14 protein-coding genes and 1 riboswitch are annotated in these 14,312 nt (G+C 36.9%); all 14 genes read right to left on the minus strand.

Going from position 1 to position 14,312, the window contains the following annotated elements; genetic code table 11:
* Positions 1–15 precede the first annotated feature (15 nt).
* Positions 16–1,077 carry a cobalt-precorrin 5A hydrolase gene (locus UFO1_RS11140; protein ID WP_038670815.1) on the minus strand — a complete coding sequence of 354 codons (1,062 nt, stop codon included), beginning with the start codon at positions 1,075–1,077 and terminating at the stop codon, positions 16–18.
* Positions 1,074–1,829, minus strand: a complete 756-nt coding sequence (gene cobM, locus UFO1_RS11145; RefSeq protein WP_038670817.1) for a precorrin-4 C(11)-methyltransferase — start codon at positions 1,827–1,829, stop codon at positions 1,074–1,076. Before cobM ends, UFO1_RS11140 begins: the two co-directional genes overlap by 4 nt.
* 48 nt (positions 1,830–1,877) lie before the next feature.
* Positions 1,878–2,459 (minus strand): precorrin-6Y C5,15-methyltransferase (decarboxylating) subunit CbiT, encoded by a 582-nt coding sequence (gene cbiT / locus UFO1_RS11150; protein WP_038670819.1) that lies wholly within the window; start codon positions 2,457–2,459, stop codon positions 1,878–1,880.
* Complete coding sequence (cbiE, locus tag UFO1_RS11155; RefSeq protein WP_038670821.1) at positions 2,456–3,082, minus strand: precorrin-6y C5,15-methyltransferase (decarboxylating) subunit CbiE; 627 nt, start codon at positions 3,080–3,082, stop codon at positions 2,456–2,458. Before cbiE ends, cbiT begins: the two co-directional genes overlap by 4 nt.
* On the minus strand, positions 3,067–4,167 hold the full coding sequence (gene cbiD, locus UFO1_RS11160; protein WP_038670824.1) for a cobalt-precorrin-5B (C(1))-methyltransferase CbiD: 1,101 nt from the start codon (positions 4,165–4,167) through the stop codon (positions 3,067–3,069). The genes cbiE and cbiD overlap by 16 nt, the downstream gene beginning before the upstream one ends.
* 76 nt (positions 4,168–4,243) lie before the next feature.
* Positions 4,244–4,419, minus strand: a riboswitch (cobalamin riboswitch).
* 106 nt (positions 4,420–4,525) lie between these two features.
* Positions 4,526–6,127, minus strand: a complete 1,602-nt coding sequence (locus tag UFO1_RS11165) for a glycosyltransferase family 39 protein (RefSeq protein WP_051788901.1) — start codon at positions 6,125–6,127, stop codon at positions 4,526–4,528.
* Positions 6,128–6,138: 11 nt separating this feature from the next.
* A complete protein-coding gene (locus UFO1_RS11170; protein ID WP_038670826.1) occupies positions 6,139–7,677 on the minus strand; it encodes a glycosyltransferase family 39 protein in 1,539 nt (512 codons plus the stop codon).
* A gap of 112 nt (positions 7,678–7,789) precedes the next feature.
* A complete protein-coding gene (locus UFO1_RS11175) occupies positions 7,790–8,701 on the minus strand; it encodes an SDR family NAD(P)-dependent oxidoreductase (protein ID WP_038670829.1) in 912 nt (303 codons plus the stop codon).
* Between the two features lie 12 nt (positions 8,702–8,713).
* Positions 8,714–9,697, minus strand: coding sequence for a lysylphosphatidylglycerol synthase transmembrane domain-containing protein (locus UFO1_RS11180; RefSeq protein WP_038670831.1), 984 nt, complete (start codon positions 9,695–9,697; stop codon positions 8,714–8,716).
* Positions 9,690–10,544 carry a ChbG/HpnK family deacetylase gene (locus tag UFO1_RS11185; protein ID WP_038670833.1) on the minus strand — a complete coding sequence of 285 codons (855 nt, stop codon included), beginning with the start codon at positions 10,542–10,544 and terminating at the stop codon, positions 9,690–9,692. Before UFO1_RS11185 ends, UFO1_RS11180 begins: the two co-directional genes overlap by 8 nt.
* Positions 10,545–10,749: 205 nt before the next feature.
* Complete coding sequence (gene folE2 / locus UFO1_RS11190) at positions 10,750–11,538, minus strand: GTP cyclohydrolase FolE2 (RefSeq protein WP_038670835.1); 789 nt, start codon at positions 11,536–11,538, stop codon at positions 10,750–10,752.
* A gap of 3 nt (positions 11,539–11,541) precedes the next feature.
* On the minus strand, positions 11,542–12,240 hold the full coding sequence (gene queC, locus UFO1_RS11195) for a 7-cyano-7-deazaguanine synthase QueC (RefSeq protein WP_256380549.1): 699 nt from the start codon (positions 12,238–12,240) through the stop codon (positions 11,542–11,544).
* Between the two features lie 36 nt (positions 12,241–12,276).
* Entirely contained in the window at positions 12,277–13,470 is a 1,194-nt protein-coding gene (gene larC / locus UFO1_RS11200) for a nickel pincer cofactor biosynthesis protein LarC (protein WP_038670839.1), read from the minus strand.
* A gap of 4 nt (positions 13,471–13,474) precedes the next feature.
* Positions 13,475–14,227: a nickel pincer cofactor biosynthesis protein LarB gene (gene larB, locus UFO1_RS11205; protein WP_038670841.1), complete on the minus strand. Its 753-nt coding sequence runs from the start codon at positions 14,225–14,227 to the stop codon at positions 13,475–13,477.
* Positions 14,228–14,312: the final 85 nt, after the last annotated feature.

Genomic DNA, 14,312 nt, shown 5'->3' on the forward strand with positions numbered 1-14,312 from the left:
CTATTCCAACGACTGCTATTTGACCTGGGCAATTGACACCGTTACATTCTTGTATTTTGTTTTGGGAAGAAGAAGCTTGTTCGTCTGCCCCGCTAAGATTGCTGCTGCTGCACATACATTTCCCACTCCTATCTCTTTTTTAACGAAATTTGATACCTCAAGTTGATTTTCCTCGATACATTTTTCTAATTGTTCGTTGACAAAAAATATACTAGGTACAGCTAATTGCTGTATTACAGATAATAAACCTGGTTCATTTTGTTTTATAACACTACTGCCAATGGTGGTAATACTATTTATGCTACGGCCAATTCGACTACAAGCATCAGTTACTGCTGCTAAAATTTCTTCACTGGTCGTGTTTCGTCTGCAACCAATACCAACAGCAAGTGTTGGAGGCCGTAGATATAAGTGAGATATACTTAAGGATAATAATCGATCTGAAATAATAACGGCAGCATCAAAATCATTACTACCTATGTTGGATAAATCTATTAATTCGATCCCTAACTTGGCGGCTTCTTGATAATAAAAATCCTGATGTGATATTGCTTTGTCAAGAAAAAATAGTACATTATCGCCATTAACAATTGCTGCATTAATAGATTTTAATTGTTCGAAGGGTTCTATTGTTAAATTGAGTTTTACTGCTAACATATCTGCTGCAGGTTTATTAGCAATATCGGTAGCAGTAGTAATAACTGTTTCGGCGCCTACTAATCCACCGATTAATGTGGTTAGCTCATTGGCACCTCCAATATGCCCTGATAATAAGCTAATAGCATGTTTACCACAATCGTCCATAACGACGATTGCTGGATCAACTCGTTTGTCAATAATATAAGGGGCAATAACCCTAACTACAATACCTGTTGCCATTATGAAAATGAATCCATCGTATTGAGAAAAAACGCTATGAACCAAGGTACTTAGCAATTCATAGGTATTGTGGCGTAGCGGGTTGCGTCCAACTTTGGCAAAAATATCTACGCTTTTTCCTAATTTACTTAGTTTCTCTGCTAGATTATTTCCTAGCAGTGCACCTTGATTCGTCACTGAGATAATTGCCAGTTTCATTTTGCGTCCCGGTACATATGACCAAACTCAGGAGCATATAAGCGTGATAATGCATATTGACTATCTAGGCAACGTCCAACAACAATCATTGCCGTACGGTCGATTTTCGCGTCAGTTATAATTTTTCCAATTGTAGATACTGTGCCTCTAAAGATTTTTTGATCTGGCCAAGAAGCTTTTTGTACGATAGCTACAGGTGTGTCTTGTTCATAACCACCGTCCATTAACTCTTTCATTACATTATCAATCATATGAACACTTAAAAAGATACACATAGTCGCGTTGTGACTAGCCAGTAGAGCTAGTTTTTCTTTTTCAGGTACAGGTGTGCGGCCTTCTAGTCGTGTAATGATTACCGTTTGCGAAACATCAGGTAACGTATATTCACGTTTTAATGCGGCAGCCGTTGCTAAGAAAGAACTAACACCTGGAATTACATCATATGTAATATTTTTTTTATCTAGGGCATCCATTTGTTCTTGGATCGCACCATAAATACTAGGGTCACCAGTATGTAATCGGACTGTCTTTTTGCCTTGACTGGCAGCTTCCTCGATAACGTCGATAACTTGATCTAAGGTCATAGGAGCACTGTTGTAAATTGATGCACCTTGTTTAGCTAGCGCCAATAAGGCTGGATTGACAAGGGAACCGGCATAAATAATAACATCGGCTTCTCCTAATAAACGTTGACCCTTTACTGTAATTAACTCAGGATCTCCAGGACCTGCCCCTACAAATGAAACATGCATTGAAAAACCTCCCAAATATTTATTAGTGAAAATTCTAATATAATTAGCTTATATACCTTTAGTACATATAATGATATAGATTGGATTTAATGCTTGCAACATATTACTGCTTTTCACTTGTTTTATACGTGTTACTTGCATACCAAAAGCTTCTACCGTAAATTCAGGTTTAGCCTGCATACTATGTAAAGCATCATATAATGTTTCTATAGTAATAGCTGTGATAACTAATCTGCCATTCGGTTTAAGTAAACTATTACTTTGGGCTAAAAGTTCTTGTAAGTGACCACCGCTCCCGCCGATAAAGATTACATCAGCAATGGGAAGACCCTGCAATGCCTCCGGTGCGGAACCTGAGATGACTTCGATATTATCTGCGCCAAAATGTATTGCATTAGAACGAATTAGTTGAGCTCCCTCTGGATGCCGTTCGATCGCATATACTTTACCACTACTAGCTTGTAAGGCCGCCTCAATTGAGAGGGAGCCAGTACCGGCCCCAATGTCTATAATAGTGTCAGTAGGACAAATCTTCGCTTTAGTAAGAACTAAAATACGAACTTCTTGCTTCGTCATTGGAATATCACCACGAATAAAGTCCTCATCCTTAATCCCTGGAAAATAGCTCATGCTGCCACCACCATTACACAATGAGTAAACCCATCTAGCATTTTTACTTCACTTAGAGTTGAATGCTTAATCTCTTCATTTTCATAAGACAAATTAGCACACAACCATACTTTTGCATTTAACGGCCAACCATGATCTATGAGTACGCCCGCAATAAACTTTGGATCTTGTTCATAATCAGTTAGAATGCCGAGCTTTTTGTCAGGAGCATAATTTAAATCATTATCATTGGCTGTGCGACCATGCATACTGATAAGACGTGCATCTTGCCATATAGCAGTTATACGGGCGAAAGCTAACTGCATAGAGCTTATTCCTGGGATAACGGTAATACGTTCTGACGTAAATTTAGTTTTAAGAGTAGCTAGGAAACTGTAAAAACCCGGATCACCTGAAACCATTACCACTACATCACTTTGCGAAAGGGATGTAGCGATGAACGTTAAAACGCCACTGATATCTCGATCGATAACTTTAACCGTTGCATGTTTAGGTGCAAATGTTATAAGAGCTCGTTGACTTCCAACTAGTACGTCTGCCTGGGCAATTATGCGACTAGCCACTGGCAATATATAATCAGGTGATCCTGGTCCAATTCCTACTACTATTATTTTATGTTCCATCCTAGATTGCCTCCAATTTCTTGTGCGGTATCATCAGTTGCTAATATATCTCCTTTAAGAGTAATCATAGCAGTACCCACTCTTAGATCACCAAAGATATAACGCTCAGCACGTATGCTGGCTCTTTGGGCAATTACGCGGTACACTTCATGCAATTTGTATTTTGTAATAATTGGCATAGCAGATTCCGTAGTATTACAGTCTAATACTTCTTGTATCGCAGACTGCGGTGCGCCTAGGGAAGCCATATAGGCAGCCAGTGTTTCAAAACGAGCATCAGCCATACGATTATGGGTATGAAAAATCCCTGCAGCCACTTTTACAATTTTTCCCAAATGGCCAAATAACAATACTTGCTCCATACCATAATGTACAGCACTTTCCAACATATGTCCGACAAAATTGCTAGTTTGTATTACTGCTTCTCTAGGGAGATTATATCGATTGATGGCGATTTCTTGTCCCATTTTTCCAGGAGCAAAGACAATTTGATTATATCCTAATGCCTTTACCATAGAAATCTGTGGTGATAATGAATTTTTAAAGGCTTCTTCTGACATTGGTTCCACTATACCAGTAGTACCAATAATGGATAAACCGCCTACAATGCCTAATGTTGGATTTAAAGTTCGTTGTGCTAACCTTTCACCATCAGGTATTGAAATAGTAACACTTACACCACAACCAGTAGGTAATACATCTTGTATTGCTTGCATGATCATTTTACGAGGTCCAGGGTTAATAGCGGGCTGACCAACAGCTACAGATAAACCTGGTTTGGTAACAAACCCCACTCCAACTCCAGCTTTTAGGATTATCTCACTCGTTTTATTGATTTCTACTTCAGCAAAGATCATTGTACCATTTGTAACATCAGGATCATCTCCTGCATCCTTAATGATACTTGCCTTTCCTCCATTATATAAGGGCTGACATGTTGCAATTTTTACATGGATATTTTGTCCCTGTGGTGAGGTTACATGTACAGTAGTAGGCAATTGCCCGGACCATGCTAATAATGCAGCTTTAGTTGCTGCAGCGGCACAAGTGCCAGTAGTAATTCCAGACTTCATTTTTTTTTGCAAAATAAAAACCCCCTGCAGGCAGGAGGTACAATAAACCTAATTTATTCTACCACCTGCCTATCCTCCGTAGGTCATAACGGTGTGTGTCAGAATAGGCAGGTCTCCTGACTCTGGTTCATTACATAGCTAAACCTTCCCGGATTATTTCCAGTGGTATATTCTTAGCTGTGCTCCCCAATACAGTGGCGGGACCGCGCCGGCTTTGACCGGACTTCCCTTTTAAGCATAAGCACCTATTCCCAAATTATTAATTTTGTTATTATGTTGTTATTGGTATATTTTTGTAGTATTCCACTACTACTGCTAATATTCCTGCTATTATTTATAAATTATAGATGATTTATTCAATTAGTCTGTTTCAATCATTGTGATTGGCCACTCGCTGATATAGTGTTATCGCATTACGTGTAGCGACTGGAGAAAACTGCTTAGAAAAAGGTTCATTCATAAAATTCCTGTTATCTTTATTTGAGACCAATATATACGACATACTGGTATCAGAAGTAAATTCTCTGATCGTTTGCGTAGGCATTGTATATTTTCCTGCCCAAGTACCTAGTTGCTGCGGTTCTTCTTCATGTATTAATCGAGGAATATTATAGCCACTATAAAACACCGCCGATGTTGAATATTCACCATAGGAGGCTATTCTAGCCCTTTCTGCTGGTAACTCAGCAGAGATACTTTTAGCAGAGCGTGTTTCTGCTAATGGTATAAGGCCATTATGAATTAGGAATAAATTCATAATTACGGTTACTATTGCTATTATCTGTGGCAAGTGATAGACATTTCCTTTTAATTGTTTCCAAAGTATTAAAGCAATTGAAACGAAAGCACCAATATATAGCATTGTCCAACTAGCTGCAGTTGGGATAAATCGACTACTTAGCGAAATAAGAAGTAATAGCGCAATGGCTGGAATGGATAGCCACCACCAAACCTTTCGATCCTTCAGACTTTGCATTTTCCCTAAAGTATAGCCAATTAGTAAGGCTGCGGGAAAGGATGCAGGGAAAACATATGTAGGATATTTAGTAGCCATCATTGTGTAAAAAATAATCGTTAGAATAGACCAATTTGTTAAATAAATTAGCTGAGATGACGAAAGTTCTTTTCTAACAACACCCATTGATTTAATGAAAATTCCTGACCAAGGTAATAAGCTGATGGGAAATAGGACTAGATAATAATAAAAGACATTATCTTTAGGATGTTCGGACACTGTGGCACGAAGATAGTTATGTAATCCCAAAAAGGTATCAAGAAAATTTGTACCGTGTAATTGGTACATCTTAACATACCAAGGAGCAGCAATTATTAAAAAGGCAAAGATCCCAGGGAGAATAAATACCTTTCTAAATAGCTGCCATTGGCGAGAAATCATTATATAACTACAGATAATTAATCCTGGTAGCACAAGGCCAACAGGACCTTTGGTTAATACGGCCAGTCCCGCGGCCATATAAGCTAATGAAACATACCATTTCGAACCAGTATTTTTCAGACCGAGATATAACATAGCTAAAGTAATACTAGTATAAAAAAATAAGATAGAATCAGTAATAACCATTTTAGCTAATACCCAAAATTCTAAGGAGGTTGCTAATACTAAAGAGCTTAAGAGTGCGGTTTTGGTATTACTAAAAATTTTTTGTCCAAACCAGTAAGTAAAAGTTACACTAGCAGCGCTAAATAATCCGGCAGGAAAACGTGCGGCAAAATCAGTAATACCAAATATCTTAAAACTTATAGCAAGCAACCAATAGACCATAATCGGTTTATCAAACCAATAATGTCCATAAATTTGAGGCGACATCCAATCACCAGTCAGTACCATTTCTTTAGCTGTTAATGCATAATTGGATTCTACAGGGTCGCTTATTGGGAGAGAGGCATTAAAGGATAGAAAAAAGGTTAATGATGAAAGAAAAAGCAACAACATTGTTAAGCGCTTTGCCATAAGTACCTCCCCTATTTTTTGAGTAGTAAAATTTTATCGTCAATAACAGATAAAACCGTAAGTAATTGGATGCTTTTGTTTGTTAAACGATCATATTCAGCTTGTCTAAGGAGAAAATATGCCCTTGGACTTTCTTGAATATATTGATTTAGATCATCATCTTTCTTTAACTCAAATCCATAAACATTTGTATAGAATGTAAAACCTGGGTGTAAGAATTTAATAATATATACTGGAGATGTACCATCATACTGTTTCGTAAACTCTTGCGCAATATGTTTAGTTGTAAAATTTGGTGCGGCTAAAGGGAATAACATAAAAACTAACACCATAGAAAATGAAACCATAGCAATGATTTGAGTCCAAAAGGCACGGCCTATTTCTTTCATCCATGCAAAATAGGCTATTAATAATGCCATTACAATGAAAATTCCAGAGGTTATATAGATTCCAAGTTGTAGTATGGGCATGGTTTTGCTACCGAGAATCATACCGGCTGTAAAAAGTATTGTTAAAAGACCCAATAGGATTGGCCAGCTTGTAAAACGTATGTTTTTGCGTGACCATATCATATCAATGTACCACCCTACTATCATCGCTAAAGGTGGATACATAGGTAAAATGTAAGAGACTAACTTAGTCTGAGAAATTGTAAAAAAGACAAAAATAAATAGTGCCCAAATATTTAAGAATAATAGGGTTGAAAAATTCCTATTACTGGCAGTCAAAGATGCCCATATGGACTGTAGCATAATAGTCGTCCAGGGAAAAAAGCCAAGTACAAGAACTGGAATATAATAATACCATAGTACTAACTCGGGATGTTCAGGAGACGTAAATCTTGTGATATTATGAAAACCAAGAAAGGTATCTATAAAAATACTACCATGGATCTTATACATGATAATATACCACGGGGCAGCTATAAGTGCATAGACAAGCAACCCAGAGGGTATTTTCATGCTCTTTAGCAGAGACCAATTTCTTGTAACCAGTAAGTAAAAAAAGATAATTCCACCGGGGAACAATAGGCCAATGGGGCCTTTCGTTAATGTTGCCAAACCAGCAAAAATATAAGCGGTATAATATCTTTTTTCAATAAAAGATAACAGAGAAAGAGAAAGAAATAAAACTAAGGTAATATCAGTTACAGCAGCTTTACCTAGATAAAAGTATTCGATACTTGTAGCTAATACTAAAGCACTAACCATTCCAGTCCGTTCATTAAATAAACGGCGCCCTGACCAATATACCACTAGAGCGCAGACTACAGCCAAGGCAGCAGAGGGAAAACGTGCAGCAAATTCATTAACACCTAATATTTTATAAGATGCAGCTACTAACCAATAATACATTGGCGGTTTATCATACCAATACTCACCAAAAATACGTGGAGAGACAAACTCATTAAAAGCAAACATTTCTTTAGGCGTCTCTGCATAGACAGGTTCGTCAGGATCTAGCAATGGTATCCCGCCTAGATTAGAAAATACTATAAATATAGTAATTATGGCTACTAGCCAAAAGCCAGTTCCCAATTTATTAAACATATGTAACCTCCAAAAGTTAAAATCATAAGATTCATTGTCTTTGAGTTAGTAACAAAAAGTGTCGTTGTTAAATCGTATTTTACTAATATATCCGTTGGAGGAATTTTAAAACCTAGATAAGAGAATTATATGTTTTAGACAAACCTTCAATTAATGGCATAGCTGGATTCCAGTTTAAGTATTCCTGGGCTGCACAATTTGACAAGGAAGACTTATAAATATCACCTTCACGCATTTCAGCATAGACCCTTGTCACTGTTTTGCCAGCAACTTTTGCCATATATTCTATTAATGTATTAACGCTTGTTTCAGTTTGTGTGCTAATGTTACAAATCTTATTCGAATAACTAGATAATAAGGATTGGTAATTAGCATTAGCTATATCTCCTACATAAATAAAATCACGTGTTTGGCTACCGTCACCAAAGATTGTTACGGGCTGATGATGGTGAATTTTGCGCGCAAAAATGCTAATAACTCCACCTTCTCCGCCATCTCCCTGGCGCTCGCCATAAACATTTGCATAGCGTAATATCATAAATTCAAGACCATATACTTGGTTATATAAGGATAAGTAGTTTTCACAAGTTAACTTACTTAAGCCATAAAAAGAAGTAGGCCCTTTTGGGGTTGCTTCTTTTACTGGTAAGTTTGTTGCATTGCCGTAGACAGCTGCCGTGGAGGAAAATACGATTCGTTTAACATTTGTTTTACGGCAGGCTTCTAAAAGGTTAACCGTACCGGATATATTTACATCACAATCATAATCCGGCATTTCCAAAGATTTATGCACCATAGTTTGAGCAGCTAAATGAATTACATAATCAAATTTTTCTTTTACAAATAAATCAAGTACTTGATTACTACGTATATCCATTTGAACAAATTGGGCTGCTTTATTGATGTTCTCGAGTAACCCAGTACTCAAATTATCAATGATGACAACCTGGCAATTTTCTTGTATTAGTCGGTCTACTACATGTGAGCCAATAAAACCGGCTCCCCCAGTTACTAAAACTTTCATTTTTACAACCTCCTATTTTATATGGTTAACTAAGAAATTTTGACCAAAAACCTTTACTGTGAAATATAAGCCGATAATAAACGGTAAATATTCTACTATTATTCGCCAGGCTACAGCAGCGATTCCAACTGTGCCTGAGGGTAAAAAGTTGCTAAATAAAAAGATAAAGCCACCTTCCGCGATACCCGAGCCTCCTGGTGTCGGTGCAAAGTATAATAGAATGTTTAGTAATATCATTCTCCCAATAATTTGTGGTAAATTTACAGAAACACCCATACCCATGAATAATATTGGCACAATGCTATATAAAGCCAACAGACTTATGGCTGATTCAATAAAAACTCTACCCATACTTGTTGGAGCTGATGATAGCATAAAGACAGCACCTCGTACATCACGATATATCGCGAAGACTCGGCGGCGATAATTGTGATTTAGTTTCTTTGTAAGCACAACCAATAAATAATTAGGTAGACTAGTACGGAATAGCCAGATGATTCCTAAGATACTCACAACAAGTAAGCCAGACGCTATAGCCAGCATATTGTCTGTTAGACCTGGCATAATTTCAGGGTCATAATAAAAAACAACGGGAACTAAAAATAATAAAAATATAATAGATAGCAGTGTTCTAACGACTACTAGAACAGTGGCCTTTGCTGTAGGTACCCCCGCCTTGCGTAAGAACATGACTTGTGCTACGGCCCCACCGGCTGCTCCGGGTGTTAATAGTGCTAAAAAATAATTGCCAAAAACAACTTGCACAGCCTCTATTAAGCTTATTCTTTCACCAGAAATACGTACAAGGTGCATGAGACGGACTCCATCAAAATATAAACCAATTACTAAAAAAACAATAGCCAGTACTAAGGACCAGGGCTGAAAACTATTGAGATGGCGTAAAGTATGAATATCGACTGTAAAGTAAATTACAATAGCAGAGATACCACCAACTAACAGTAATAGGAGAATTAGGCGTTGATAAAACTTAGTCATTTCCTAACTCCCCAAATGAAATTAATTGTATATCACGATTTGTAATCTGTTGGCGTACAGTTTTGCTTGTAATGGCGTTTAATTCTGCTTGCCAATGGTAATTCCAGTTATACATAGTATGTAAGATTGATTCATTAGCTCCTGGGTGCATCATGATTTCTGATATACCTTCAGGTAAGTTATTAATAATTTGCAATAAAAATTCTTCATGCATATTACCTCCTGCTAACATACCAAAAAAATGGTTTGGTGCAATGAGTCCCCGCTCTATTATCTTTTTACGAGCTATTTGGGCCAGACAAGTTAAGCCTGCACGAGCCACAATTCGCGAAGTAGAAAAAGGATATCCGCCTAAAAAGAGATATGGTTCAGAAGGAATACGTACTGCTTTAATACTAAATTTTTTAGCTAATTCGATAGTAATATCAATGATGCCAGGTACAATATGCATATGTTGGTGGCTATCTAAATGCGTGATAGGTAATCCACAATCTGCTACCTTTTGTACTTGAGCGGTTAGTTCTTTTTTGATATCATCAAGTTTTATCTGTCCTAAGCAAAAACGTTTTAAAAATTGGGGATATTGGGGTGATAAGGATCCTTCCTTATCTACCAATGATGGTATTGTGCTAGGGTTACATACTGGTCTCTCTCCTACTAAGGTTAGATGTACACCAATACCTAATTCCTTATTATCTAAAGCTAGTGGAACAGCATGATCAAAGGCTTTACCACAGGCCATGATGGTTGTACTGGTTATAATTCCTGCTGTATGCCCTTGAATAATTCCGACATTTATCATTTCATTAAGTCCAAAATCATCAGCATTTATGATTAATCGTTTCATAAAAACAACTCCCTTATAGTACGCCTAGCTATACATGGTAGCATGTATAAGGAAATATGGCAATTAGCGGCTAAGGAAACACTTCTCAAGTTAGTATGAAAATATGTAAGTATACTCATTGTAGAGGAGCCTATTAAAAGGCTCCTGATCATCTACTCAGTAGACTACTGAGAATTTTCTTAGCAAGTAAATGGAAAAAGATAACTTAATTATTTACATGCTCAACATGCTTTGCATAGGCACTATGGTTGTGAATTGACTCGTAATTCTCACATTGTATTTCAAACCAGCTGATAAACTTCTGCTGGCGTAACGCTAACACCAGATCTCGTAATATATCTTCAACAAATTTAGCATTCTCATACGCGTGTTCTGTTACATATTTTTCATCTTCACGTTTTAACAATGGATAGATAGGACAACTACCTTGTGCTTCCATTAATGCTACTAAATCCTCAATCCAAATAAATTTTCCACTTGTATATTTAATTTTCACCTTCATTAATCCTCGTTGATTGTGAGCTCCATATTTAGAAATTTCTTTACTACAAGGACACAAAGAAGTGAAAGGAACGGCAACACCCAGGGTGAAATCCAAAGGCCTGCCCTTAGTTAATTTTGCAGAAAAAGAACAATCCACATCAAGCATACTTTTAAGCCCGCTGATGGGGGCAACTTTATCAATAAAATATTTGAAATGAATTTCCATTTGTGCATATTCAGCATCAAGTTTATTTAAAGTATCTATTAGTATAGATTCCATTTCGCGACTAGATATGGGCTTTTGGCTCCATTCACTTAAGATTTCGATGAAACGGCTCATATGGGTACCCTTATATTCTTTTGGTAAATCCACAGTAAGATTTATCGTAGCTAAAACAGACTGAAAAGAGTCTGTTTTAGTTTTGATAAGAAATGGTAAGTGTACACCACTGACACCTACATTTTGAATCGCAATACCACGATCATCTGAGATATTCTGAACGTCTTTCAAACTTTATTCACTCCTAGTTTTATATAAAATGGGATCTGTTATATTTGCTTCAGAGAAACCTTTTAAACGTAGCAGACAACTATCACACTCGCCACAAGCAGCCGATTCCCCTTTATAACAGCTGGTAGTCAATTCTAGAGGAGCATTTAAACTGTGACCTAAGATGACAATGTCTTTTTTAGTTAAATGTAGTAAGGGGGTTTCTATTCTTATTTTTCGCTGATCTTGCACTCCTGCTTTTGTACTATAATCAGCAACTTCTTGAAATAGATCAATAAATTCAGGACGGCAGTCAGGATAACCTGAATAATCAAGAGCATTTACACCAATGAAAATTTTATCTGCTCCTGTTACTTCTGCATATCCTAAAGCATAACTTAGGAAAATTAAATTTCTAGCAGGCACATAGGTAATAGGGATATCATGGGTTGCATTGCTGCCTGATGGTACTTCCAGGTGCTCATCAGTTAAAGCGCTACCTCCTATCGCATTCATATTAGTTTCAATAACGATATGTTTAGTAACTTTATAATACTGAGCTACAGTAGTAGCACTTTCTAATTCTCTGGAATGACGTTGATTATAATTAAAACTAATAGGGAAAAGCTCGTAGCCCTGACTATGAGCTACAGCCATACATACAGTAGAGTCTAGACCACCCGATAATAAAACAACTGCTTTCACGCTTAACACACTCCTAATTTTCACGAAAGTTATACTAAAAACACTGAATTATGATTACTTGATAGTATTAAAGGCTGCGTCTAGCACTGCTTGCTGCACTTTTTTCAAGGGGATTTTATGTTGTTTTGCTATACTTTTACAATCCTCATATTCAGGAGTAACGCTACACACCTTTTCATTATAGGAACTAATTTTCGCTCTAGCTTCACCCCAAGATAGAGCTACCGTTACAATTTCTCGTTTTGCCATTTTTCGTTCAACCGAATAATACCTTAGTCCAATTGTAGACGTTTCTTCAAATATAATTGTAGTCACTTGATCTAAGATGTTACTTGATACTAATATGGATAGCATAGTAGCAGCACGATTCTTTTTCATAATAATAGGAGTTAACCAGACATCAAATACACCAATCTCTAGCAACTTATCCATAACATACGGAAAAACTTGTGGGCTTAAATCATCAATATTTGCTTCTATGAGGAGAGTTTCACTCGTCTTAATGTACTCAGGTATTTCTCCTATATGCATCCTAAGAACATTGGGAATCTCCAAATCCCAAGTACCTGCTCCATAACCAATCGTTTTGCTAGTAAAATTCTCTGGCATATTTCCATAATCAGTTCCTAATGCTGAAATTACTGCTGCTCCTGTCGGAGTTACTAATTCTTTGCTAATTTCCCCATTATAATAGGGAATGTTTTTTAACAGCTCTGCTGTTGCTGGTGCTGGTATTGGCATTAGGCCATGGCAACATTTTACAAAACCCTTGCCAACTTGTAATTTCGAAGTATAAATGGCCTCAATTCCAAAATAATTAAGTCCAATTACGGTGCCCACAATATCGATAATCGCATCAACGGCTCCAACTTCATGAAAATGAATTTCCTCTATTGTTACACCATGTACCTTAGCCTCTGCTTGGGCTAACAACATGAAAACTTTCTTACTATCATCTTTTATTCTTGGTGCTAATTGAGAATCATCAATAATTTGAAATATAGTAGATAAGTGACGATGATGATGATGTCCATGCCCATGATGGTCATGAGTATGTAATTTTACATCTACATATACTGCACTAATACCATTCTTATTTACTTTTTCAATAGTTAAGTGATAACCGTCGACTGGTAAAAGGGATAGCTGTTCTCTTAGAATTTCCTCTGGTAAACCTGCATTTAATAATGCTCCTAATAACATGTTACCACTAATGCCGGCAAAACAATCTAAATAAAGCGCTTGCACGATATCACCTCATCTTATTAATAATACTTGCCAATCGTCCTGCACCAAATCCATTATCAATATTCACAACGGATACTCCGGCGGCACAACTATTTAACATACTTAATAAAGCTGCTAGACCATTAAAGCTAGCACCATAGCCAACACTAGTAGGTAAAGCTATGACTGGCTTGGCAACCATCCCCCCAACGACACTGACTAAAGCCCCCTCCATACCTGCAGCGACGATAATAACATTCGCCCTTTGGATGACCTGCTGCTGAGAAAATAAGCGATGAATGCCGGCTACTCCGACGTCATAAACACGTTCTACTTTATTACCCATAATCTCTGCAGTAACAGCAGCTTCCTCAGCTACTGGAATATCACTGGTTCCTGCTGTCATAACTAGTATAAATCGTTCATCATCTGGTTCGATGGTATTATGTTTAACAAAAATTATTTTAGCTACTTCATAATACTGTGCGTCAGGTACAACTTTTTTTACAGCAGAATACATATCCGCTGTTGCTCTAGTAGCTAAAACATTTTGATTATGTATCGATAAGCTTTTCATTATAGTTGCCACTTGCTCGGCTGTCTTTCCTTGACAAAAGATTACTTCAGGAAATCCCTGTCGAATCATACGATGGTGATCTATCTTTACAAAATCTAAATCTTCATATGGTAAAATTTTAAGCTTGTCCACTGCTTCATCCAAAGATAATCGACTAGCATGAAATTCTTCTAATACATTGCGTAGGTTCTTGATATCCATGTTATCTCCTTATTATTATTTATTCAGTTATCAATAAGATTGTTTCCTATTATATCACTTTTTACTTTTAAGTATGACTAAGAAG

Source organism: Pelosinus sp. UFO1, from assembly GCF_000725345.1.
GTDB lineage: Bacteria > Bacillota > Negativicutes > DSM-13327 > DSM-13327 > Pelosinus.